Raw genomic sequence first — 24,981 nt, forward strand, 5'->3', positions numbered from 1 at the left:
CGTGGCTACCGCGGATCAACGCAGAAGCTTGGTCCAGACGCGGTCATAAAGTTTGGTGACGGCGGGCGTGCAGGCGGTCAGGAACTCCGGCGCCGGCGCACTTTCCGGCGGGCTCAGCTCTGGGGCGCCGGCGAGCGCCTTGTCGACGAAGGCTTCGGAACCCTTGATGCCGTTGGCATAGCGAGCGTAGTTGGTGATCATCGCCGCGTTTTCCGGATCCATGATGAAATTGATCCAGAGCTTGGCATTCTCGAGGTCGGGTGCGCCCTTCGGCACCGCGACATTGTCCATCCAGCCGGTGTAGCCTTCCTTCGGATAGATGTATTCGATCGACGGCCGCTCATCGCGAGCGCGCATGGCGTAGCCGTTCCAGCTCATCGAGACGGCCGCCTCTCCTGAAACCAGCAGCTCCTTGGTCTCGGAATTGTAGCTCTTGACGAATTGCTTCTGCGTCGAGAGGAGGTCGAGCACCGCCTTCAGGTCCTCGGGGTTGTCGTTGCAGCGCGGCTTTCCGAGGTAACGCAGCGCCATGTTGATGACGTCGTTGACATCGCGCAGCATGTTGATCTTGCCCTTCACCGCATCATCCGGTTCGAACAGGATCTTCAGCGACGTGTCGTCGCCCTTGACGATATCGCGGTCGACGGCGAGACCGGTCGAGCCCCAGGCCCACGGCGCGGAGTAGAGGCGTCCCTTGTCCCAGAAGACGTCCCGCCACATCTCGTCGACATGCTGGTAGTTCGGCATCGCCGCGACATTGATCGGCTCGAGCAGCTTCTCGCCGATCAGGATGGTCATCGTATCGTGGCCAGGCACGATGATATCGTAGCCGCCCGCCCCCGATTTCAGCTTGGCAAGCATCGTCTCCATGGAATCGTAAGTGTCGATATGGACCTTGACCCCATAGGTCTTCTCGAATTTCTCCACCATCTCGGGTGGCGTGTATTCACCCCAGGTGTAGATGAAGAGGTCTCCAGCCGCAAAGGCAGGTGCGGCAAGGGTCGAGGCAAAGAGGGTGGCAAGGATGGCAGGCTTTTTCATCGGATGTTCCCTTTCTCTTTTTTGATTTTCGTGTGTTTTCGCGGGGCGTCAGTGTTTCCGGCCCGCCTGCCCCAGCAGCCCCGAAATCAGCACCAGAACGGTCGAGGCAGCGAGCATCAGCGTCGAGATCGCGTTGACTTCCGGCGTCATGCCGAGCCGAAGCATGCCGTAGATGTGCAGCGGCAGGGTCGTGGCCCCGGGCCCGGCGACGAGTGCCGTGATGATGAAATCGTCGAGCGAGATGATGAAGGCGAGTAGCCAGCCGGAGACGAGGCCCGGCACCAGCAATGGCAGGGTGATGCGCAGGAAGGCCTTCGCCGGCGAGGCATAGAGGTCGGCCGCCGCCGACGGCAGCGTCGCGTCCATGCTTTCGAGCCGCGCCTTGATCGGCAGGTAGGCAAAGGGGATGCAGAAGACGATATGGGCAATCAGGATGGTCGCAAAGCCGAGGCTGATCCCAACCGCGACGAAGAAGACCAGCGAGGCGACCGCCGTGACGATTTCCGGCACCATCAGCGGAAAGGTGAGAACGACATAGGCGCCCTCGCCGCCTCCCTTCTTACGGTTGACTGTCGCCATAGCCGCCCCGAGCGCGAAGACCGTGGCGACGGTTGCTGCAATGATGGCGATCACCACCGAGTTGATGGCAGCCGTCTGGATGTTCTGGTTGGCAAAGACGGTCTGATACCAGCGGAACGAAAACCCTGCCCAACGGGTGACCGAGCGGCCATCGTTGAAGGAGTAGATCGCAAGGACGACGATCGGCACGTAGAGGAAGACGACGCAGCCGACGGAGAGAAGGCCAAAGCCTGGAAAGACGCGCAGGTCGCGCAAGCGGGCGGTGGACATGGCGGACCTTTCTTTAGCTCGGTTGCTGCTGCTGGGCTGCGCGCCGGGCAAGCCAGAGAAGGACGATGAGGGTGATGGTGAGCAGGATCATCGAGAGCGCGGCACCGAACGGCCAGTTGCGCGCCGCCTGGAATTGCGTGCCGATCAGATTGCCGATCATCAGCGTCTTGCCGCCGCCGAGAATGTCGGGCGCCAGGTAGGAGCCGACGGAGGGAATGAAGACGAGCAGGCTGCCCGCGATCAGCCCCGGACGCATGACCGGCAACACGATGCGGAAGAAGGCGACCCTGCGGCTGGCGTAGAGATCGTAAGCCGCTTCCAGCAGCCGGAAATCGAAGCGCTCGAAGGCCGAATAGAGCGGCAGCACCATGAAGGGCAGGAACGAGTAGATCAGCCCCAGCGATATGGCGAAGCCGTTGTAGCTGAGCGCCAGCGGCTGGCCGATTATGCCGAGGTCGACAAGGGCGGTGTTGATCGGCCCGTCGTCGCGCAAGACGAACAGAAGCGCGATGGTGCGGATCAGGAGGTTCACCCAGTAGGGGATCGTGATCAGGAACAGCCAGATGTTCTTCACGCGATCCGTCCGCGTCGCGATGTAATAGGCCGTCGGCACGCTGATCACGAGGCAGAGAAGTGTCGCGACGGTTGCCTGCGTCAACGAGCGGGCGACGATGATCAGGTAGTCGGGCGTAAACGTCAGGCTGTCGTCGAGGAAATCGCGCTCGAACAGGATCTGCTCATAGGCTGCCGTGGAAAACGTCCATTCGACACCGCCATAGGCCCCCGGCACAAGGAAGGAATAGGTGAGCATGATCGCAATCGGCGCAACCATGAACGCCAGTATGATGCCGAGCGACGGCCACAGCAGGCCGGCATGGGCAAGCCCCGGCGGAATGCGCGAGGACAGAGCGAGAGGCCGGGCGGTCATGACAAGAGCACCTTGATGGAACCGGGCTCGAAACCGAGGCTGACGACATCGCCCGGCACAAAATCCTGCCGGCCGCGCAGGCCGCCGCGCGGAGACCGCGCGGTCAGGGCATGATCGCCGGCGCGCAGGTGATATTCGACCGCATTGCCGAGATAGGTCCGGTCGGAGACCGTTGCCTGCGGCCCGTCGTCGTGCGAGGTGCCGAGGACAAGCCGCTCGGGCCGGATCGAGAGCCAGACCTGTTGCCGCTCTTCGATACGTTGCGCGGTCGATGCATGGACCTGGCCGAAGCCCTCGATATCGAAAGCCGCCTCGCCGCCGGTGGCGCCCGCAACCCTCGCCGCGATCAGGTTCGATTCACCGATGAAATCGGCAACGAAGCGGCTTTGCGGTTGTTCGTAGATATCCTCTGGCGTGCCGACCTGCTGCAGAAGGCCGTTGCTGATGACGGCGACGCGGTCGCTCATCGCCAGCGCTTCCTCCTGGTCGTGGGTGACGAAGATGAAGGTGATGCCGGTTTCGCGCTGGAGCGATTTCAACTCCAGCCGCATCTTCTGCCGGAGCTTGAGGTCAAGCGCCGACAGCGGCTCGTCGAGCAGCAACAGTTTCGGCTGCGGTGCGAGCGCTCGCGCAAGGGCAACACGCTGACGTTGGCCGCCGGACATCGTGTCCGGGCGGCGATCCGCGCATGCGGTCATATGGACCAGATCGAGCATGCGCTCGACAGTGCGCTCCACCTCGGCGCGCGGCTTGCCGAGCATTTCCAGACCGAAGGCGATGTTGCGGCGAACCGTCATGTGCGGAAACAGAGCATATTGCTGAAACACGGTATTCACCGGCCTCGCCTCCGGCGGCAGCCGGCCGACATCCTCGCCGAAGATCCGGCAGGTGCCTGAGGTCAGCATCTCGAACCCACCGAGAATGCGCAGCAGGGTGGTCTTGCCGCAGCCGGAGGGACCGAGCAGGGTGAAGAACTCGTTGGCGCGGATAGAGAGGTTGACGTCCTTCAGCGCTTCATGGGCATGCGGCGTGCCGGCATTGTAGGTCTTGCGGAGGTTGCGCACTTCGGCAGCGACGCTGTTTGGATGCTGTACCGGAAGGGAGCCGGACTTGCTTGCCAGCGCAACCTTGCTGTCGGCGGACGGTGTCGGATTGGGTTCTAGGACGGCGCGCTGCATGGTTCTCCTCCACTTGAGGCCGACGGGAGCGGACGGATACCGTTCGGCATGAAAGGACTATGCGTGGGGTCGGGAGGGGGCGTTAGTCCCCCAGAGGGGGTACCACCGACGGCAGCGGTTTTCGGATGCTCCGAAACGCCGAAGGCGGCCCGTTGGCCGCCTTCGCTGGGAGGGGCCGCCGAGGGCAGCCAGATTATGTCTTTGACGCGCAAGCCACTGCTTTCGCTACCGTATTGGCAAGCGGCGGCCGCCTGCGATCCTCATGATTCCGACTTTCGGAAAAGAATGACCAAGGTGGTTGCCACTATCATGATGACCGAGATCGCGGCGACGGCCGGGTCGAGGTCGAGCCTCAGATTGTCCCATATGCGCTTCGGCAAGGTGACGATGTTGACACCGCTGACAAACAGGGTGACGGAACTCTCCTCCCAGGACATGACGAGGCTGACGAACCAGGCAGCAAAGAGACCGAAGCGGATGTTCGGCAGGATCACCCGGAAAATCGACTGCAACTGGCTTGCCCCGAGGTTTCGGGCGGCAAGCTCGAGGTTCCGGTCCAGCCGGCTGAGCGCACCGAGGATGGCGATGACGGAGAACGGCACGATCATCACCACGTGAGAGAGCACCAGCCCCGGGATCGTGTCGAGCAACCCGATCTGCGCCAGCAGGAAGTAGAGGGCTACCGCCGAGGTGACCGGCGGAACGATGATCGGCAGCAAAACAAGGCCGATCAGGAAACGCCCGCTCGCCGGCCGGCGCAGCCAGATGCCGATGCCGAAGGCGGCCGCAAGCGCCGTTGCAATGACGCTCGATAGAAGTGCAACCAGCGTGCTCGTGCCGATGCTTGCAAGCCAGGTGTCGGGATCGAAAATCGCCAGGTAGTGCCGAAGCGAGTACTCCCCGTCCGGCATAGACAGGAAGCGTTTGGCGGTGAAGGAAAAGGGAATGACGGCAACAAGCGGCAACAGCAGGAAGAGCCCGGCTGCACCGGCGAGAAGTCCGCCAAGGCGTGATTTTCCAAACATATCGGCCCTACCGCGACATGAGTTGTTCGATGCGCATGACGCGCTGCGACAGCCAGAGGATGGCAAAGACGACGACGAGCAGCACCACGCCGAGTGCGGCACCGAGACCCCAGTTGGCCGTCTGGAACATCTGTACGAACACCGTCTCCGCCGTCAGCACCACCCGACCGCCGCCAAGGATCATCGGGGTGACGAAGAAGCCGAGCGAGAAGATGAAGGTCATCGCCAGCGCCGAAAACACGCCCGGCATCGACATCGGCAGGTAGATCCGCCAGAAGACGCCGAGCGGCCGGCAACCGAGCCCCAAGGCTGCAAGCAGCACCCGCCTGTCGATCTTGCGCATGACGGATGCCATCGGCAGGATCGCGAAGGGCACCATGAAATGCACCATGCCCGTGATCACCGACCAGACGTTCCTGCCGGTTGAAAGCCCGCTGAAGCCGAACGCGTTTGCAACGTCGCTCGCAAGGCCGTTGTTGCGCAGGATCACCACCCAGCCGAAGGCGCGCACCAACACCGAGATCCAGAACGGGATGAAGATGCAGATCTCGACCAGCCGGCTGCGAGTCGCGCTGCCCATCACCCAGTAATAGGCGAGCAGATAGGCGATCGGGATGGTGATCGCGGTGCTGACCAGACATACCCAGGCAGTCCTCAAGAATATCGCTTGGAAGTCCGCACCGGTGAGGATGCGGACATAGTTTTCGAAGCCGAGTTCGGGCCGGGTGGCGCTCCAGAGCGTCACGCCGGCGAAGGGAAGCACATAGGCAAAGACCAGGATCGCCGGCAACGCCCAGAGCATGACGAGAGATCCGGTCCCGGCGAAACGCCTGATAGCGGTCGGACGCGCCTGCATCATGACGCGGTCATCGCCAGGTATTTTTCGAGCGCCTGGTCGCCGCGGGCCGCATACCAGTCCATGTCCATCAACACCTGCTGCGACATGTTCTCGGCCGAGCTGCAATCCAGCCGTTTCAGCTCCGCCGGCACGAGATCGTGGGCAAGCGGATTGGTCGGTCCGCAACCGAGCGTGCGCAGCAGATCGACCTGGCGAGCCGGATCCTGGCAATAGCGGATGAAGTCCATGGCACGGGCGGATCCCGCCGGATTGCCCTTGATCACGGCCCAGCCCGAAGGTGCCAGAATGCCTTGCGCATAGGTCCAGCTGACGGCGCCGCCAGTATCCTTTTCCACGAGATTGGCGCGGGTGTGCCACAACAGCGCCATCGACGCCTCGCCGTCGCGCATCAGTTGCTGGCTCTCGGCACCGGAATCCCAAAAGCTGACGATATGCGGCTTGATCTCGTTGAGCTTGCGGATCGCCCGTTCTTCGTCGAGCGGATAGAGCTGGTCCATCGGCACGCCGTCGGCAAGAAGTGCCGCCTCCATGCAGCCCGACATCCACTTGTAGAGCGACCGCTTGCCCGGAAATTTTTCGACGTTCCAAAAATCCGCCCAGGATTTCGGCGGGTTGTCGCCGAACTGCTTGGCGTCGTAGGCGATGACGTAGCTCAGGAAATAGTTGGCAACGCTGTATTCGTAGGCAAAGCCCGCCTGCACCTTCTCGCGATCTACGACCTTGTAGTCGATCGGCTCGATCATGCCGACTTCGCCGAGCGACTTCGTAGCCCCCGGATCGCAGTCGCAAACATCCCAGGAAACGGCACCGCTTTCGAACTGCGCCTTCATCGCACCCTTGGTCGGCCCGGAGCCGTCGATTTTGACGGCAATGCCCTGCTGTTCGGCGTAGCTGCCGGTCAGCGACGCCTCAAATGCGCCGACCGCGTCGCCGCCCCAGTTGGTGACCACCAACTGGCCTTCGGCTGCGCGAGCCGATCGGGCCCCAAGATGTGGTGCGACGCCGAGCAGGACGAGGCCCGTCAGGAACGTCCGCCGGTCAATGCGACCGGCAAGGTGGCCATCCCGCAGGAGTTCAAGGCATTCCGCTTTCAGATCGTTGTTCATTGCATTTCCCCTTGTTGTTGTTTGGTTTGTATGCATTTGAAGCGCGTCAGCCGGCGAGCACCCGTCCGTCCAGGTGGCCCCAGTGCACCCAGAGCTGTTCGCCGCGCGCCGGCGAGAAACCGAGCGCGTCACGGGCCGTCGTCAATGTCAGGCTGGTGCCCTCTGGAGCGGTGCCTTTGACGATGGTCGTTCCGCCTTGAAAGACGACGCCGTCGACGGTCATCGGCAAAAGGTTGTGGTCCACCTTCGGCCGGTCGCGGCAAAGCGTCAGCTTTTCCGGGCGTATGGCGAGCACGGCGGGTTTGCCCTCCAACTGGTCTGCACCGGGCAGGACGGCGCGCACGCCGAACTCGCCGATATGCGCATGGAGCTCGCCACCGACCGCCCGTTGCCGGGTCACCGGAAGCGAGTTCATCGTGCCGAGAAACTCTGCGACGAAGCGGGAATTCGGCTCGTCGTAGAGCACATCCGGCCGGTCGAGCTGGACGATGCGGCCGCGATCGAAGATCGCGATCCGGTCCGACATGGCCATCGCTTCCATCTGGTCGTGGGTGACGAACAGGAAGGTGGTTCCCGTCTTGCGATGGATATCCACCAGTTCGTCCTGCAATTGCTCGCGCAGGTTCTTGTCGAGCGCCGACAGCGGCTCGTCCAGAAGCAGAAGCTCCGGCTCGAACACCAGCGCACGCGCCAGCGCCACGCGCTGCTGCTGGCCACCCGATAGTGCCGAGGGGCGCTTGTGTTCATGCCCCTTCAAGCCGACGAGATTGACCATGCGCGCCACCCGCACATCTACTTCCGCCCGCGCCACCTTCCGCACGCGCAGCGAAAAGGCGATGTTTTCGGCGACGGTCAGATGCGGGAACAGCGCATAACCCTGGAACACCATGCCGAAATTGCGTCGGTCGGCAGGCGTGTCGCCAATGTCTTCGCCGTTTTTTAGGATCGCGCCCGACGTCAGCGGTTCGAAGCCGGCGATCGCGTTCAGGAGCGTCGACTTGCCCGAACCGGAAGGACCGAGAAAGGTGAGGAACTCCCCCTTCTCTATGTCGAGCGAGACGTTTCTCAGAGCCTCGAAGGTCCCGAAGGACTTGCAGGCTTTGCGAATGGAAATATGGGCTGGCATGGCTGAACTCCGCTCAGTCGACGCTGTCGCGGATCAGTGGACTCGTCGAGCAGTGGATGCCACCACCGTTGAGTTGCACCTTGTCGTAGTCGATCTCGAGCACGGTGACGTTGTTGCGGGAAAGCGCCTCACGCGTGCGATCCGAAAGACCGCGCGGCATGACCACGCGACCCGGCGCGATCGCCAGGCCATTGACGATCCACGGATTGTCGTCCTCGTTCATTTCGATCGTACGAATGCCGAGCTGGCGCAGCTTTTCCAGGAAGACGAAGGAGAGGCCGCGCGCCCAGACGAGCGCCAGATCGACGTCGATCATCAGGAAATGCCCGTCGATATGGATGTCGTAGCCGCAGAGATCGACGACGAGGAGCTCGACACCCTGATAGCGAAGGACCTCTGCGATCTGGCTGATGCCGTCGTCGTTGATGCGGATGCCGCGGCCGATGACGGCGGTGCGGCTGTTGAGCCAGGCGAAGCTGCCGCCTTCGGCCATCGCCGTGCCGTGCAAGGTGCGAAGCACCGGCATGCCCTGTTTGGCGAGCGTCCGCGTCACCGGCAGTTCTTCGCCGTGGCGCATGCGCGGCGCCAGCCGCGGAACGATCGCGCCGCCCTTGACGGCGATGCAGGAGTCACGAGTATAGACGGACTTGAAGCGGCCTTGATCGACGCCCTCGACATAGATGACCTCGACGCCCTCGGCGCGCAGCAGGTCAGCGAGGCCGTCGTGCTGTGCCTGCAGCTCCTCAAGCGTCGGAATGCTGTCGCTCTGCCAGTACCAGCCGGTCTCAAGATCGCCGTAGGTACCGATCTCTTCAATGCGCTTGGCGCGGTCGATGACGGAGAATTCGTTGCCGGGACGGTGCATCAAGACGCTGCGCAGCGTTCCGACATCGTTGTCGCATCCCCAGTTGCGGCCCCAAAGGCGGGCAAGCCGCTCCGGTGCCTCGAAGGCCGGCTCGGGAACGGAGCCGAAATACTTGATCGTCGCGGAATAGAGATCCTTTTTCTTCGGCGGTGCGGCGTTCACGTGTGGTCCCCTTTATGCGAGCCGGTGGCGACAATCGGCCCGGCCTTGTTTCGATAAAGAAGATGCTAACGTATCGTTTTCCTCCCTCATAACGAATTGATTTCCGCCCATACTTGAGGTTTTCTCAATTAAGAATCCGGAACGGGAGAACCAGGTGACGAGATTGCCGCCGCTCAATGCCCTGCGCGCCTTCGAGGCGAGCGCCCGCAACAGGAGCCTGACGAAGGCAGCAAACGAATTGCATGTGACGCCCGGCGCGGTCAGCAAGCAGTTCCGGCAGCTGGAGGACCATTTCGGCTTCGCGCTGGCGACGAAATCACGCGACAGCTTCGTTCTGACGCCACAGGGACAGGAACTCTTCTCCAAGCTCACCCAGTCTTTTGAAGCGCTCAACGATGCGGTGCTCGGACTGCAGCGGAACCCGATCGCAGGTCGGCTCGCCGTGCGCTGCATGCCTGCCTTTGCAACCCGCTGGCTCGTGCCGCGACTCGGCAAGTTCTACGAGCGCTACGAACGCGTCGAACTGCAGATCCTTTCGATGCCGGAATGGGGCGAACCTTTTCCAGACGGCCAAGCGGATCTCGCCATCATGTTCGGTGACCCGAGCGTCGCCAAAGGAGAAACGACGCCACTGAAGCAGATGGAGTTCTTTCCAGTCTGCAGCCCGATCCTTCTCAATCGTGACGGCGACATCAAGCGTACCAAGGACCTGACACGGCACGTCCTTCTCGATGGCGTCGGCTTAACGCACTGGAACGACTGGTTCAAGCATCACGGCCAGGAGATACCGCCTACAGTGCGACGCTTGAGCTTCGAGGATTTCAACCAGAATCTTGCTGCAGCGCGCTATGGGCTGGGCATTGCAATGGGCGACAACATCACTGCCGCCGAAGAGCTTGCCCAAGGCGCGCTCGTCCGCCCGCTCAAAGGCTTCATCAAATCCGCGGCCAAGGGCTACTACGTCATCACACAGAAAAACCGGGATCACTCTCCGCTTGCCAAGGTGTTCATCGATTGGGTGGTCAACGAAGCTCAGGCCACCGTCGAGTTTACCTGAGATGTCGCGCCACGACCGGGCGAGGTCGGCGACCAAGCATCCGTGAGCGACCTAGCCGCTAGCGGCCCCAGGACGTTGCCTTTTCGCTTAGAGGAAGCTGGATCGCAGCAATGAGGATTGCGACAGCAACGATCACGCCGATACGCAAGCCTTTCGAGGGGATTTTCCTGGCCCTGCATCGTCAAAGCTCGTTCTGCAAGCGGTGTTTTCGACAATCGCCAAAGCCAAGCGACCTCAGATTGACGAAGCATGGGCGCAGATCCGACGGATGCACATCCGTACCCGTCCGCAACTTTTGATCGGCGACGGACGGGCCGGGGACTGACTAAAGGGCAGCGCGTTTGTCGTGTCTTCCGACACGGGCAAGGAGGTAATCCACTTCTGCCCGCGCTACCGGAGTGAGCATCTGGGCTGGCTTGCGTTGCACGTCGGTAGCGATGACGCCACGACGCTTCAGAACGTGCTTGCGAATGGCAAGGCCGATCCCAAGCTGTTGCTCGTAACGGATCAACGGCAGGTGCGCGTCAAAGAGATCGTGTGCTTCATCCCTCTTCCCAGCTGCAAACAGCCCCATCAGTTCGGTGAGCATGTCCGGAAAGCCATAGCCGGTCATGGCTCCGTCGGCACCTCGCTCCGGCTCAAAATCGAGGAACAGGCCGCCGTTGCCGCAGAGGATGGAGAATTCGCGAAGTTCTCCCGCCTTCTGCATGGCGCGCAACTTCGATATTTTCTCAAGGCCGGGCCAGTCCTCGTGTTTCAGCATCAGGCAGGACGGATGGTTGGTGATGATCGTGGCGATGACGCCGGGTGTCATGACGACGGTGAGGGTCAGCGGATAGTCCTGCAGCACCCACGGCACATCGCCGCCGACCGCTTCCACGGCGCCGGCGAAATAGTTGACGATCTGATCATCCGTGCGCAACGCGGGCGGTGGCGCGATCATGACGCCGGCAGCCCCCATCTCCATCGAGTCACGCGCCAGCGAGCGCATGCTGGCAAAACCCGGAGCGGAGACCCCGACGATCACCGGAATTTTCGACCGGGAGACTACGCGCTTGACGATGGCCCGGCTTTCGTCCGGCTCGAGCTTCGGGGCCTCACCCATGATCCCGAGGATCGTGACGCCGGTGCAGCCGCTCTGCTCATAAAAGTCCGTCAGCTTGTCGATCGAGTTGAAGTCGATCGAACCGTCCTCAAGGAACGGCGTGGTTGCGATGGCGTAGACGCCCTTGGATTGCGTGCTGAACGTCATTTCTGGCTGTCCCTCCAAGCCTCACACCGGGCCTTCGTTTCCGTGTTCATCGGGTAAAGACCGGGAAGCGGCACACCCCGGTCGACTTCGGTCATGATCCAGGCCTCCAGGCTCTCCTGTTCAGGCGCCGCGGCGAGCGCCTCTTCAAGAAGCGCCTACGAGATGAGGACCGCACCGTCGTCGTCGACCACGACAATATCATCAGGGCGAGCAGCATGAAGGTATGGTGCAATGGCGTCGCGGCACCGCCTTCCGTCGCGGGTCTGACCTTTGCCGGATGACAGGAGCCGATCAGTTACGGCGCCGCCAAATGCGGCAAGGTCCGGCTTGGCCGGCGCGGCCCCAGGCGACACGCTCACCGTACAGATCGCGGCCCGCAACGAAACGCCAGACGAAGCTGTTTTAACCGCTAATTTGCAGCCGCCTCTAGCACGCCTTCCTACAAACCGCCTCATCGGCAAGAATGGCGGCGGCCTCGTTCAACAAGACGTCTTTTGCGTTCTTGCGGGCATTCTCGATGGCAATGTCCGCACTCAGGCTGCGCTCATTTGCATTGAGACCGTCATCGCTGTCAGTATCGTCTCCATCGCCGGCCTGTGCACGAGCCTTCCGCCGATTTTCTCGGGCAGTCAATTCCTTGCGGCGTTCGGCTTCATTGAGCGAGACCTCCCCCTTCTCGCGTTGTGCCTTCACCTCCGCGATGTCTTTCAGCAAGCGTTGGAAGTCAGGATCGCTCTCAACACGCGCGTCATGGCGGCTTTGCAGTTTCGGCAGCAACGTCGCAACGGCGTCAGCGTGGGCATACTTCGCGGGCTTGATCTGCGCCCATGGCAGGGCATTGTCAAAGCTGGTCTCACCAAAGCTCGTCGGGTCAGAAAGTCCCGGCAGGCTGATATCAGGCGTCACGCCGCGCAGCTGCGTTGTACCGCCGTCGACCCGGAAAAACTGGGCAATGGTCACTTTCAGTTCACCGAATTCAGGTTTGCTGTTGCGAACCACCTCGTCGAGATTGACGACGGTTTGCACGGTGCCCTTGCCGAAGCTGGGTTCGCCGATGATCACGCCTCGGCCGTAATCCTGGATTGCCGCTGCAAAGATCTCCGAGGCCGACGCCGAGCCGCGGTTGATCAGCACACCCACCGGGCCTTTCCAGACAGGCGCTGGAAAATCAGCGCTTCTGACTTCGACCTTACCGTCGCTATCGCGCTGCTGGACGACAGGACCTTTGCCGATGAACAGGCCGGTCAAATCAATCGCCTCGTCCAGTGAACCGCCGCCGTTGTTGCGCACATCGATGAGAACGCTTTCGACTTTTTCCCGCTTGAGTTCGTCGAGAAGCTTGCGGACATCGCGGCTCGCGCTTCTAAAATCCTTGTCGCCCTTGCGCCGGGCTTCAAAATCCTCGTAGAAGGCCGGCAGCGTAATCACACCGATCTTGCGCGTGGCGCCGCCCACTTTCACGTTGAGAACAGTCTTCTGGGCAGCCTGCTTTTCGAGGCTGATTTTATCGCGCACCAGGGTGACGACGCGGTGGGTGGCATCTGCTCCGGCATCTGCCGGCAGGATGTCCAGGCGCACGACGGAGCCCTTTTTCCCGCGTATCAGCTGAACGACTTCATCGAGCCGCGTGCCGACCACTTCCTTGATCGCCCCATCCTTGCCCTGCCCAACACCTGTAATGCGGTCTCCGACAGAGAGCTTGCCCGACAGCTGCGCCGGCCCACCGGGTACGAGCTCACGGATCGTCGTGTAGTCGTCGCGTTCCTGCAGCACGGCACCGATACCGACCAGCGAAAGCTTCATGGCGATGTTGAAATCGGCCGAAGCAGCCGCGCCGAAGTAGTCTGTGTGCGGATCGACAGACGTGGTGTAGGCATTCATAAACGACTGGAAAACGTCATTGCTCTTGTATTTGTAGGCGCGATCGAGCGCGTTCGTGTAGCGCTTGGCGAGCGTTTCGCGAATGGCCGCGTCGGTCTTGCCGCCCAACTTCAACCGCAGCCAGTCGCTCTTTACGCGTTTGCGCCAGAGGTCATTGCTCTCGGCTTCCGATTGCGGCCACGGTGCGTTCTCACGCAGCACAGAATAGCTTTCCTGCGTGCGGAATTCGAAGTCCTGCTTGAGCAGGTCGCGCGCGTAGCTCATGCGGTCGACAACGCGCGTCCCGTAGACGTTGAAAATCTCAAACGGGATCGTCAAATCCTTCTGTCGGATGGCGTCGTCGATCTCGCTTCGCTCGGACATGAACTTGTCGATATCGGCCTGCAGGAAAAGCACACGATCCGGATCCAGTGATTTGATGAACCGATCCATGATCTTGGCCGACAAGGCATCGTCGAGCGCGACAGGCTTATAGCTGAAGCGCGTCAGAAACTGCGCACTCAACTGCGCAGCTTGTGCCTGCTGCTTCAGCGGCTCCAGGACAGGCGGTGGAGCGACTTCAGCATATGCGGACTGCACGATTGCAAGAAATGCACCAAGGAAGACGTATGATATGCGCATTCAGCGTTGATCCATTTCCTATTGCCGAGTGTCGATGCCAATCTAGGTGAAGCAATTACGGTTTTTTGGCAACCGCGTCGATCATACGTGCCAATTGGTACGCCTCCTTGGCTCCAAAGCGGATGGCGTAACCCTGAAGCAGGCGAAGGACCAGCGAGCGCCACTATTGGCAGTCGTCCCCCTTACCTTGCGCGACCAGTTCACCTTTGCGAAGCCTCAAGCAATCGATCGTGCTGCCTGCATTCAGAATGTGGACACGATATGGCGTCGACATGATACTGATCATCATTCCTCCAATGGGCCGATTGCACAGGTGCGCCGAACCGGTCCACATGCAGTTCATCGCTTCGGCACTTTCGAAAATGGTGTAGCCATTGGCCTGAAGCGCGCGCTGAACGTTTTGCCGCACGTTTAGTGAAACAGAGTTTTCCGTCGGTCCGCTCATTCCGCTCTCTTCGTCTGCGGAAGCCCTTGCCTCCGCCTGCTCCCGCTGCTGCTCCTTGAGAATTGCGATCTCGGCCTTCGCCCGCTCTGCCGCAGCTTCTGCCGCCACCGCTCGCCGCTCTGCCTGCTCTGCCCTCGCGGCTTCGCTTTCAGCACGGGCAACCGCCTCTCGCTGCGCGTTCGCTGCGGCCTCAAGTTCGTTGGCGCGGCTTTCCTCAATACCATTGAATATCGTCTCGGCCGCGCTCGTTTGCACTAAACACTCTTCGACAAGCGCCGACACTCGGGACCGAGCCTGCATCGGGTTGTCCAGAAGGTCTGCCGCAAAATCGCGCTTTGCCGCCTGGGGATCATCCCCCACGGATTCCGTCGGGCCAACCCTGCTGCGCATGAATTCGAGCGCACCACTCACAACCTCCTGCGCGTGGGCAAAACCAACGACGTAGCTCTCATAGTTGCTGCCTGCTTCCAGCCGGGCGGCGCAAGATTCAAGCTTGGCAACGATCTCCGCCTCTGCCGTTGAAGCCGATACCGTTTTGGGATGGAGAAAGGCAGCCACGGCAAGTGTTGCGACGCAGACGCGAGTACCACTGGTCGTCAATTCAAGTCACCCTTGTGGTTCCACACCGAGATCGGAAAACCATAGTGTGTGAGGATAAGGATCTACAATCGAAATCGAAGCTTCGAACCAAACAGAAACACGTGGATACAGGCGACCTGCTTCCGGCGCCCTAACCTGCATCCTGTTTCCGTCATCGCCCATCCGCATCTCACTTCCAGGTTATGTCGAGATCGGAGAGGACTGGGCCTGAACCCAGTCCTGCCGCAGCGGACCCCGGGGTACCGTGCGGGATCATGACGAAGCAAAATGACATCAAAACAATTTGCCATGCAGGAATTTATACAATTGTATAGCAATGACCTTGCGAGGCGAACGCGGCCGGTTATGCTGGGCGCATCAAGCCCGGGCGGCCCGAGCCGCCTCAAACAGAATTCTATTCATGGTAGTGACAATGTCCAGAGACCCTCGCTTCGACATTCTCTTCGAACCCGTCAAGATCGGCCCTGTAACGGCGCGCAACCGCTTCTACCAGGTGCCGCACTGTTCCGGCATGGGCTACCGTTATCCGAACGCAGAGGCCCATCTGCGCGGCATGAAGGCGGAGGGTGGCTGGGCCGTGGTCTCGACCCAGGAGGCGGAAATCCATCCGACCTCGGACCTGACACCGGCCAACGAAGCGCGCCTTTGGGACGAGGGCGATCTGCCCGCACTCTCCGCCGTCACCGAGCGCATCCATCACCATGGGAGCCTGGCGGCCATCCAGCTCGTGCACAACGGTCTGCATGTCGCCAACCGCTTCAGCCGGATAATCCCGCTTGCCCCCTCGCACGCCATCAGCGACAGCCTCGACCCTGTCCAGGCGCGTGCCATGGACAAGACGGATATCGTCGACATGCGCCGCTGGTATCGCAACGCCGCCTTGCGCGCCAAGAAAGCCGGTTTTGACATCGTCTATGTCTATGCCGGCCACGACATGAGCGTGCTGCAGCACTTCCTGTCGCGCCGCCACAATGACCGCAGCGACGAGTATGGCGGTTCCTTCGAAAATCGGCTGCGGCTTTTCCGGGAGATCATGGAGGATACCCGCGAGGCGATCGGCGATACCTGCGCGCTTGCCGTGCGCCTCGCAGTCGACGAATTGATGGGACCTTCCGGCATTGCCAGCGAGGGAGAAGGCAGGGACATCATCTCGGCGCTCGCCGAACTGCCCGACCTCTGGGACGTCAACCTTTCCGACTGGTCCAACGACAGCCAGACGGCCCGCTTCTCCGAGGAAGGTTACCAGGAGCCCTATATCAGCTTCGTCAAATCCGTCACGACAAAGCCCGTGGTGGGCGTCGGGCGCTATACCTCGCCGGACAGCATGGTGCGGGCAATCCGCCAGGGTATCCTCGACTTCATCGGTGCCGCCCGGCCTTCGATCGCCGATCCGTACCTGCCGAAGAAAATCGAGGAGGGTCGCGTCGACGACATCCGCGAATGTATCGGCTGCAACATTTGCACGTCCGGCGACAATACCAACGTGCCGATGCGCTGCACGCAGAACCCGACCATCGGCGAAGAGTGGCGCAAGGGCTGGCACCCGGAAATTATTGCGTCGTCACCGGCGCCCGAGCCGGCGCTCATCATCGGTGGCGGCCCGGCGGGCCTGGAAGCAGCGCGTGCTCTTGCCCAGCGCGGTGTCGACGTCGTGCTCGCGGAGGCCGGTGGTGAATGGGGCGGTCGGGTCGCACGCGAATGCCGATTGCCGGGGCTTGCGACCTGGGGCCGCGTGCGCGATTGGCGCGTCGGCCAGTTGAGCACGCAGGTGAATGCCCAGCTCTATCTGCACAGCCCGCTGAGCGCCGACGACGTTCTGCAATACGGCATGCCTCATGTCGCCATTGCCACCGGTGCGCGCTGGCGATGCGACGGCGTCGGCCGCACGCACCGGCGACCGCTCGACTTCCTCTCCGAGGGCGCCCTTGTTTCGCCCGACGCCCTTCTTGCCAACGGCGCCGCAGCCGTTTCGGTCGACGGACCGGTCGTCGTCTTCGATGACGATTGTTTCTATATCGGTAGTGTGCTCGCCGAGTTGCTGGCCAGGGCCGGTCGAGCCGTGACCTTCGTGACGCCTGAATCCCAGGTTTCGCCGTGGAGCAAGAACACCCTGGAACAGGGGCGGGTGCAAAGGCGGCTCATCGAGCTCGGCGTCGAGATTATCCCCGCCATGGCGCTTGCGGGCCGCACGAAAGACCGGCTCGAACTCTCCTGCGTCTATAGCGGAAAGATGCGGCAAATCGACTGCGGCGCACTCGTCCCGGTCACGGCGCGGCTACCCGATGAAACACTCTGGCTTGACCTGAAGGCGCGGGAAGCGGAATGGGCCGATGCCGGCATCAACACCGTTAGCCGCCTGGGCGACTGTCTGGCGCCCGGCCTGATCGCTGCCGCCGTCTATTCGGGTCACCAATATGCCCGAACCTATCAGGAGCAGGCCGATAGGGACCACGCCCCCTTCCTGCGCGAAGACATTGCAATGCTTTACGGCACGTCGGTGCGATTGGAACCGGCTTCAATCCGGCAAGAAGAGGCGGCCGTCTGAACGCAAAGCCAGGGAGGTGCGCCGAAGACGGATGGACCGGAGGGTGGCGCCCGACCGTACGCGTGAGGTGCATGTGCGCTAGAGAAGACTTCCTGGCGCAGGTGATGGCCTGCGTCCGCCTGCCCGGCCGCGTCGGCGACCGAGCGATATCGTTCTTTGACGCTATCGGATCCACCTTGTTTCAGGCGCGCCCGCGGTCGACCTTGAGATCGATGCTCCCAGCGAGCCATGGCGGGTATAGCCGAAACCGGGCGACCACAAGCGAACTTGTCGTCGCCCAGGCAAAGCTAGGCAGCTTGTAATTCCATCCGTGCATAACGCTCTTCGAGGAGTGCAAACAGCCGGTCGTGATCAACCTCCGTCATGACCAGGCAGTTCGGTGCGCGACCGGCGAGTTCCCGCTTGGTGACGCTGACGACACTCTGTCCGATCGCCAGAGGAGAGCTGCAGTCGACCTCGACGAAACCTTCGACGCCAGAGAAGATTTCAGGCTCTATGAGGTAGGCGATAACGCAGGGATCGTGCAGGCAAGGATCGCCCGCGCCGTAGGCGTTCAGCATGTCGGCGATTGTGCCGCTGATCTTCCCCAGACGCTTCAGCCGTTCCGTCCGTTCCTTCGTGATAATCGCCTTGTGGGTGACGTCGAGACCGAACATGACCATGGGAATGCCGGACGCGACAACCGCCTGCGCAGCGTGCGGGTCAAAGTAGAAGTTGAATTCCGCCCGTTCCTTTATGTTGCCCGGGCAGAAGGCCGCGCCGCCCATGAAGACAATGCGTCTGATCAGCGGCGCAATGCCGGGATCGATCGAAAGAGCGACAGCGATGTTGGTCATGGGGCCGAGCACCGCAAGCGTCACCTCGCCAGGTGCGGACCGCACCTGATCGATGATGAACTGGACGGCGGTGCGTTCCGACGGCGCTGACGTGGGCTTTGGCAGGCCGATGTCCCCCAATCCGTCATTGCCGTGCACGGTGACGCCAGCACGGTCGGGATAGAGCAGCGGCCGGCCGCACCCCTGAAAAACGCGGATATCCGTCCGGTTGGCCAATTCGCAGATCAGCCGCGCATTGGCCTCCGTCTTCTCCAGGGGGATATTGCCGGCAACCGCAGTGATGCCGAGTATCTCGACCTCGCTCGACCCGAAAGCGAGCATGATAGCTGCGGCATCGTCAACGCCAGGATCACAATCAATGATAATACGTTCAGTCATTCAACGCTCTTTCGTGTAAGGTATGCCGCCCGCTTTGGGGGGGATGGCGCGGCCCATGAAGCCGGCCAGCAGAACCACTGTGAGGACGTAGGGGAGAGACTGTACGATCTGCGTCGAGAGCGCCGACCCCAGTCCGAAATCGAACGCCTGAAAGCGGATCGAAAGGGCTTCCAGGAAGCCGAAAAGAAGGCAGGCAAACAGGACGGGCACCGGGCGCCATTTGGCGAAGATCAGCGCCGCCAGCGCCATGTAGCCCTTGCCCGCGGACATTTCCCGGACGAAACCTGCCGACTGGGCGATGGACAGATAGGCCCCGGCAATGCCGCACAGGATCGCGCCACAGAGCAACGCCCGATAACGAAGCCAATCCACGGATATGCCGGCGGTATCAACCGCGGCGGGATTTTCGCCGACGGCGCGCAGGCGCAGGCCAAATCGCGTCTGGTGGAACACCCACCATGTGACCGGCACTGCCGCGAACGCGACATAGACGAGGATATTGTAGCCGGAAATCAGGTCGGCATAGATCGGACCGATGCCAGGAACCGACCGCATCTCCTCGGCGAATGGAAGCACCACCGTCGGGAAGCGCGCCTCGGGCTGAAGCTGCGGGGTCCTGCCGCCGAGCGAGAACCAGCCCACCGCCAGGAGAACCGTCAGGCCGGATGAAATGAAGTTGATCGCGACCCCGGAGATGATCTGGTTTCCCTGGTGCGTGACCGAGGCAAAACCGTGAATGAGGCTCAGAAGAACGGCAACGAGGATCGCGAAGAACAACCCGACCCAGGCTGAATCGAACTGATAGGCGGCGGCAGCGGCGGCAAAGGCGGCAAACAGCATCTTGCCTTCAAGGCCGATGTCCCACACGCCAGAACGTTCGGAGTAGAGGCCTGCCAATCCGCACAGGATCAACGGTACCGACAGGCGGAGCGTCGAACTGAGCAAAAGAATGGTCGTGGACATGAACTCTTGCATCGCTCAGGCCTCCGGTTTCGAGAAGCGCAGGAGATCGGCCAGCGAATAGACCGACCTCCGGAACATCAGGCTCAGCGCGCCGGCAAAAAGAATGACCAGTCCCTGGATGAGCATGATCAGCTCCCTCGTGACGTTCGGCATCCAGAAGGAGATTTCCGCGCCGCCCTGATAGAGGACCCCGAAGAGGACCGACGCGATGGCGATCCCGACTGGATGGCCGCGCCCCATGAGGGCGACAGCAACCCCGACCAGGCCGATGCCGGCCGGGAAATCAAGCTGCAGCTTGCCCAGATCACCCATCAGGATGTTGATGCCGGCAAGCCCCGCGAGAGCGCCCGATATCAACATGCAGACGATGGTGATCTTGACGTAGCTGATGCCGGCGTTCCGGGCCGCGGCCGGATTGGCACCCGTCGCCCTGATTTCGAAACCGAGCTTCGTCTTCCAGATCAGGACCCAGACGAAGGCTGCTGCCGCAATGGCAATGAACAGACTGACATTGAGCGGTGCGGTTCCGATGTTGACCGGCAGGATTTCCCCGAGCTTCGGCACGAGACCGCCGCTGTCGAAGAGGCGCGTCTGCGGCGCCATGCTGCCCGGTTCCTTGATCAGGTTGACCAGCACGTAGATCATGATCGACGACGCGATGAAATTGAACATGATCGTCGTGATGACGAGGTGGCTGCCGCGCTTGGCCTGGAGATAGGCCGGGATGAAGGCCCATGCTGCGCCAAACAGCATTCCCGCCGCCGCCGCCGGGACGAGCGTCACGTACCATGGGACGATGCGGTCAAGCGACAGGCAGACGAGCGCGATACCGAGACCACCGAGATAGGCCTGTCCCTCGGCTCCGATCGTGAAGAGGCCGGCATGGGACGCCACCGCAACCGCAAGCCCCGTGAATAGGAAGCTGGTTGCGAAGTAGAGCGTGAAGCCGATCCCCTCACCCGATCCCAGCGAACCGCTGATGAGATAGCCCACCGCCTCCAGCGGGTTCTGACCGACGAAGAGCACCACCAGCCCTGAAATCAGGAGCGCAACGGCGACGTTCATGAGTGGCAGGACCGCGAAATCGACGATCCGCCTTACATTGAGAAAGCTGGCCACTTAGCCTCTCCCTTGATCTTCTTGCGTAATGCCAGCCATGAGCAGGCCCAGTTCGCGCTCCGAGGCGTCCGGACTTGCCTCTCCGACGATCGCGCCATCGAACATGACGAGAATGCGGTCGGAGAGCGCCCTGATCTCGTCGAGTTCCACCGACACGAGAAGGATCGCCTTGTTCTGGTCGCGCAGTTCGATCAGCCTTCGATGGATGAATTCGATGGCGCCGATATCGACCCCGCGCGTCGGCTGGCCGACCAGGAGCATTGCAGGGTCGTGCTCGATCTCGCGCGCCAGCACAATCTTCTGCTGGTTCCCGCCCGAAAAAAGCGATGTGCGAAGATCGGGATTGGGCGGACGGATGTCGTAGTCGGAAATGTAATCCTGCGCATATTGCTGGAGCTGCGACCGCTTCAGCATCGGGCTCGTTCCGAATTCCGGACGCCGGTGATAGCCGAGGCTCGCATTTTCGCGCAGCGGGAACGACAGGATAAGGCCGATCGCGTGCCGGTCCTCGGGCACATGGGCAACCCCTGCCGCCCGGCGTTTGAATGGGTCGGCCGCAATCTCGGCGCCGTTGAGGAGAACTGTGCCCGATTCCGGCACGCAGTTTCCCGCCAGCGCTTCGAGAAGCTCTGTCTGGCCGTTGCCGGCCACGCCGGCGATGCCGACGATTTCCCCCGCACGAACGGAAAGGGAAACGTCCTTGACCATGCGCACGCCGCGCTGGTCGCGGACGATCAAGTTCCTCACGTCGAAGACGACCTCTCCTGGCGTCGCTGGCGACTTGTCGACGCGCAGAAGCACCCGTCGGCCGACCATGAGCTCGGCAAGGCTCTCCTTCGTCATGGACGATGTCGGGGCGGTGGCGATCAGCTCTCCGCGCCGCATGACCGACACCGTATCCGTCGCATCCATGATTTCGCGCAGCTTGTGCGTGATGAGGATGACGCTCTTTCCTTCGTCGCGAAGGCGACGGAGAATGCGGAACAGGTGGTCGGCCTCGCTCGGCGTCAGAACACCCGTCGGCTCGTCGAGGATGAGGATTCGCGCCTGGCGATAAAGCGCCTTGAGGATTTCCACGCGCTGCTGGACGCCGACCGGCAAGTCTTCCGTGATCGCTTCCAGATCGACCTGCAGCTCGTATTCCCTGGCAAGGCGCTGCAGTTCGAGACGCGCCTTGCGCCGACTGGAGGGCAAAAACGCGCCGTCTTCTGCACCGAGAATGATGTTCTCCAGGACAGTGAAGTTCTCGACCAGCTTGAAATGCTGGTGGACCATGCCAATGCCGTGGGCGATCGCCGCCCGACTGTCTGCGATCCCGACCTCTTTGCCGTCGATGCGTATCGCGCCGGAATCGGCCTGATAGAAACCATAGAGAATGGACATCAGGGTCGACTTTCCGGCACCGTTTTCACCGACGATGCCGTGAATGCTGCCGGCCTTGACCGCGAGATTCACGTCCTTGTTCGCAACCACCGAGCCAAAGCTCTTGTTGATGCCGTCAAGCTCCAGCACGTTCTTCGGGGAGCTGTTTTCCGCTTTCATGGGCCTACTCCAGGCAAGGCTTGGACTGAGCGAGCGCTCACGCGCTCGCCCACCGTCACTCAGAGAGGGCACTTGTCGTCGGACATGTAGTCGTGGACCTTAAGAGTGCCTGCGGCGATATCTTCCTTCGCCTTCGCAGCAGCCGCCTCGACCTCCGGGCTGATCAGTTTGCGATTGTTCTCGTCAAGCGCCCAGTCGACGCCGTTTTCGGCCAGGCCAAGCGACTGGACGCCGCCGGTGAAATGGCCTTCCTTGGCATCCTTGAGCGCATTGTAGACGGCGACGTCGACGCGCTTGACCATGGACGTCAGCATGACGCCCGGATGCATGTAGTTCTGGTTGGAATCGACGCCGATCGCGAACTTCCCGGTATCGGCGACTTTCTGCAGAACACCGATGCCCGTGCCGCCGGCTGCGGCGAAGATCACGTCCGCTCCCTGCCCCATCTGGGATGCGGCAATCTCACCGCCCTTGACCGGATCGTTGAAGGCGGAATTCGTCGTGCCCGTCATGTTGCGGATAATGTTCGTAGCACCGCCAGCCGCCGCGCCCTGCGCATAACCGCAGCCGAACTTGCGGATGATCGGGATATCCATGCCGCCGATGAAGCCGACGGCCTTGCTCTTCGAGGTGAGCGCGGCGATCAGACCAACCACGTAGGAGCCTTGCTCTTCCTTGAAGGTGACAGACCGTACATTGGGAAGATCGACCACGTCATCGAGCATCACGAAGTCGATGGCGGGAAATTCCTTGGCAACCTTGGCCAGCTGATCCTTGTAGCCGAAATTGGTGACGATGACGGGGCTAAATCCGCGGCTTGCGAAGTTGCGGATGCCCTGCTCGGCCTGCGAGTCAGCCTGCGCCTCGAAATCGCGATAGCCGGATCCGGTATCCGCCTTGAACTTCTCCGCGCCAGTATAGGCCATCTCGTTGAACGACTTGTCGAACTTGCCGCTCGTTCCATAGACGATCGCCGGATTGAAGTCGGCCGCTGCCACACCGGCAGCCATCGCCACCAAAGCAACCGTCGTCATAAGTAGTTTCCGCATTGTCATTCCCCTCCCTGGATGCCGGAACACGCGGCGCCGGCCAACTGATCTTTAATGTCTATACAAATGACGACATGACGTTCCGCTGTCAATCGGAATTCCGTCGATTTCGCGTAGTTAAACGTGTACCTAAACGCAGGTAAACGTGTACCTTGGCGAAAATGACCGCGTCAAGCCTAATCACAGAGGTCGCTAAAAAACGTTGGCCGAGACAAAATGAGGCGGCGCGATCTCACGTTCGCGAGAACCGCCAGGAGATCGGTTGAGCGGCTTGGCGTGAGACAAAACGCGGACGATGGCAGCGTCGCCATCGCATTCCGTTTAGGTCGTCGTGCGGCTGACAACCGTCGGCATGATCGTGATGGCAGTTCCCCTGCGATCCGCGTCCTCGAGGAAATCGATCAGGGCATTCGTCGCCACGCGTCCCGAATGGGCAATGCGCCGATCCACAGTGGAAAGTGGATGCTCCAGCAGAGGGGAAAGGTAGATGTTATCGAAGCCGATCACGGCACAGTCTTCCGGCACACGCCGGCCGCGCTCCCGCAAGGCGACCATCGCGCCGATCGCCAGCATGTCATTCATGCAGCAGATTGCCGAAAAATCCGTGCGGTCGAGGAGGTCCAGTGTCGCCTCATGACCAAACCGGTGCTGGAATTCCTTGCACCGTATCAGTTCCGGATCGAAGGGAATGCCCGCTTCGGTCAGTGCATCCGTGTAGCCCGAAAGACGGATCTGGGTATTCGACCGGTGCGGTGCGCCGCTCAGAAAGGCGATACGGGTATGTCCCTTGCCGATCAGATGGCGCGTCGCCTGGTAGGCGCCGCTTCGGTAGTCCGTATCGACGGTTGCGACGAGTTGCGCCACCGCGCCGATCTCCCGATCCATACAGACGATGGGGATTCGCAAGGCATCGAGAAGCTCCGTGTCGGGAACGACGTCACTCGCCGCCAGCAGTATGCCATCGACGCGGTGCCCTCCGAAGGAGGTCAGGTGCGCCGTCTCGATCTCCGGTATCCCCTCTGAATTGCAGACGAGCGTCGTGTAGCCGCGCAGGCGGGCCGCATCGTCGCAAGCCCTTACGAGTTCGGTGAAATAGGGATTGAGGATATCGGGAACGATGATGCCGATGACATGAGATTTTCTCGTGACGAGCGAACGTGCCAGCGAATTCGGCGTGTAATTCAACTCACGAGCGAGCGACAGGACCTTCTGGCGCGTTTCATCCCCGATCACCGAATCCTTCCGGTTCAGGACCTTCGACACCGTTGCAGTCGAGACCCCGGCTCTTCTAGCAATATCCTTGATCGTTGCTGCCACGCGTTCTCACCGCTGAATGCCTATTGTGTCGTCGGCACACTAATCGTCCCCGTCTAGCGTGCAATCGGCCCGAATGTCTACACGTCTGTCAGACCCCGGGGGTGAGACGTGGCCAGAGGAAGCCCCACGCAGCAGCCACGGTCACCGAGACGATCCTGAGAGGCATCCTTCGGCAAGCCTAGACCGATTCGGCATCGTGAAACGCAACGCCCATTGGGTCACTAGGTCGGCTCCTCC

Annotated in this window: 20 protein-coding genes and 1 pseudogene; 2 read left to right on the plus strand and 19 right to left on the minus strand. The window is 61.5% G+C overall.

Annotation, left to right across the window (positions count from 1 at the left end; translation table 11 throughout):
• Positions 1-15 precede the first annotated feature (15 nt).
• From LAC81_RS22790 to LAC81_RS22830, 9 genes are all read right to left on the minus strand, one after another.
• Positions 16-1,041 carry an extracellular solute-binding protein gene (locus LAC81_RS22790; RefSeq protein ID WP_223729453.1) on the minus strand — a complete coding sequence of 342 codons (1,026 nt, stop codon included), beginning with the start codon at positions 1,039-1,041 and terminating at the stop codon, positions 16-18.
• A gap of 48 nt (positions 1,042-1,089) precedes the next feature.
• The gene (locus LAC81_RS22795) at positions 1,090-1,890 is read right to left on the minus strand and encodes an ABC transporter permease (RefSeq protein ID WP_223729454.1); all 801 of its coding nucleotides are present in this window, start codon (positions 1,888-1,890) and stop codon (positions 1,090-1,092) included.
• 13 nt (positions 1,891-1,903) lie between these two features.
• Complete coding sequence (locus LAC81_RS22800; protein ID WP_223729455.1) at positions 1,904-2,818, minus strand: ABC transporter permease; 915 nt, start codon at positions 2,816-2,818, stop codon at positions 1,904-1,906.
• Entirely contained in the window at positions 2,815-3,996 is a 1,182-nt protein-coding gene (locus tag LAC81_RS22805) for an ABC transporter ATP-binding protein (protein WP_223729456.1), read from the minus strand. Before LAC81_RS22805 ends, LAC81_RS22800 begins: the two co-directional genes overlap by 4 nt.
• 260 nt (positions 3,997-4,256) lie before the next feature.
• Positions 4,257-5,021: an ABC transporter permease gene (locus tag LAC81_RS22810; protein WP_223729457.1), complete on the minus strand. Its 765-nt coding sequence runs from the start codon at positions 5,019-5,021 to the stop codon at positions 4,257-4,259.
• Positions 5,022-5,028: 7 nt separating this feature from the next.
• A complete protein-coding gene (locus LAC81_RS22815) occupies positions 5,029-5,880 on the minus strand; it encodes an ABC transporter permease (RefSeq protein WP_223729458.1) in 852 nt (283 codons plus the stop codon).
• Positions 5,877-6,986: an ABC transporter substrate-binding protein gene (locus LAC81_RS22820; RefSeq protein ID WP_223729459.1), complete on the minus strand. Its 1,110-nt coding sequence runs from the start codon at positions 6,984-6,986 to the stop codon at positions 5,877-5,879. Before LAC81_RS22820 ends, LAC81_RS22815 begins: the two co-directional genes overlap by 4 nt.
• A 46-nt stretch (positions 6,987-7,032) precedes the next feature.
• Positions 7,033-8,112, minus strand: a complete 1,080-nt coding sequence (locus LAC81_RS22825; RefSeq protein ID WP_223729460.1) for an ABC transporter ATP-binding protein — start codon at positions 8,110-8,112, stop codon at positions 7,033-7,035.
• A gap of 13 nt (positions 8,113-8,125) precedes the next feature.
• The gene (locus LAC81_RS22830) at positions 8,126-9,139 is read right to left on the minus strand and encodes a dimethylarginine dimethylaminohydrolase family protein (protein ID WP_223729461.1); all 1,014 of its coding nucleotides are present in this window, start codon (positions 9,137-9,139) and stop codon (positions 8,126-8,128) included.
• 154 nt (positions 9,140-9,293) lie between these two features.
• Here LAC81_RS22830 and LAC81_RS22835 point away from each other — a divergent pair, with 154 nt between their 5' ends.
• On the plus strand, positions 9,294-10,196 hold the full coding sequence (locus LAC81_RS22835; RefSeq protein ID WP_223729462.1) for a LysR substrate-binding domain-containing protein: 903 nt from the start codon (positions 9,294-9,296) through the stop codon (positions 10,194-10,196).
• Positions 10,197-10,521: 325 nt separating this feature from the next.
• On the opposite strand, the gene LAC81_RS22840 is transcribed toward LAC81_RS22835, so the two are convergent.
• The 4 genes and pseudogenes from LAC81_RS22840 to LAC81_RS22860 form a co-directional block, all read right to left on the minus strand.
• Complete coding sequence (locus tag LAC81_RS22840; RefSeq protein WP_223729463.1) at positions 10,522-11,448, minus strand: dihydrodipicolinate synthase family protein; 927 nt, start codon at positions 11,446-11,448, stop codon at positions 10,522-10,524.
• A pseudogene (locus LAC81_RS22845) lies at positions 11,445-11,663 on the minus strand (ribonuclease activity regulator RraA); the annotation flags it as partial. The pseudogene LAC81_RS22845 and the gene LAC81_RS22840, both read right to left, overlap by 4 nt.
• 211 nt (positions 11,664-11,874) lie before the next feature.
• On the minus strand, positions 11,875-13,950 hold the full coding sequence (locus tag LAC81_RS22855; protein ID WP_223729464.1) for a carboxy terminal-processing peptidase: 2,076 nt from the start codon (positions 13,948-13,950) through the stop codon (positions 11,875-11,877).
• 163 nt (positions 13,951-14,113) lie between these two features.
• Positions 14,114-14,995, minus strand: a complete 882-nt coding sequence (locus LAC81_RS22860; protein WP_223729465.1) for a hypothetical protein — start codon at positions 14,993-14,995, stop codon at positions 14,114-14,116.
• 412 nt (positions 14,996-15,407) lie between these two features.
• Here LAC81_RS22860 and LAC81_RS22865 point away from each other — a divergent pair, with 412 nt between their 5' ends.
• Positions 15,408-17,540 carry an NAD(P)-binding protein gene (locus LAC81_RS22865; RefSeq protein ID WP_223729466.1) on the plus strand — a complete coding sequence of 711 codons (2,133 nt, stop codon included), beginning with the start codon at positions 15,408-15,410 and terminating at the stop codon, positions 17,538-17,540.
• Between the two features lie 287 nt (positions 17,541-17,827).
• Here the strand turns inward: LAC81_RS22865 and LAC81_RS22870 are convergent, their stop codons facing one another.
• From LAC81_RS22870 to LAC81_RS22895, 6 genes are all read right to left on the minus strand, one after another.
• Entirely contained in the window at positions 17,828-18,754 is a 927-nt protein-coding gene (locus tag LAC81_RS22870) for a nucleoside hydrolase (RefSeq protein ID WP_223729467.1), read from the minus strand.
• Complete coding sequence (locus tag LAC81_RS22875; RefSeq protein ID WP_224393542.1) at positions 18,755-19,729, minus strand: ABC transporter permease; 975 nt, start codon at positions 19,727-19,729, stop codon at positions 18,755-18,757. It lies immediately after the preceding gene.
• Between the two features lie 3 nt (positions 19,730-19,732).
• On the minus strand, positions 19,733-20,782 hold the full coding sequence (locus tag LAC81_RS22880; RefSeq protein WP_223730437.1) for an ABC transporter permease: 1,050 nt from the start codon (positions 20,780-20,782) through the stop codon (positions 19,733-19,735).
• Positions 20,783-20,836: 54 nt separating this feature from the next.
• A complete protein-coding gene (locus LAC81_RS22885; protein ID WP_223729469.1) occupies positions 20,837-22,378 on the minus strand; it encodes an ABC transporter ATP-binding protein in 1,542 nt (513 codons plus the stop codon).
• A gap of 59 nt (positions 22,379-22,437) precedes the next feature.
• Positions 22,438-23,427: a BMP family lipoprotein gene (locus tag LAC81_RS22890; RefSeq protein ID WP_223729470.1), complete on the minus strand. Its 990-nt coding sequence runs from the start codon at positions 23,425-23,427 to the stop codon at positions 22,438-22,440.
• Positions 23,428-23,748: 321 nt separating this feature from the next.
• Complete coding sequence (locus LAC81_RS22895) at positions 23,749-24,744, minus strand: LacI family DNA-binding transcriptional regulator (protein ID WP_113538154.1); 996 nt, start codon at positions 24,742-24,744, stop codon at positions 23,749-23,751.
• Between the last annotated feature and the right edge of the window lie 237 nt (positions 24,745-24,981).

The organism is Ensifer adhaerens (assembly GCF_020035535.1).
In the GTDB taxonomy this organism is placed as follows: Bacteria; Pseudomonadota; Alphaproteobacteria; order Rhizobiales; family Rhizobiaceae; genus Ensifer.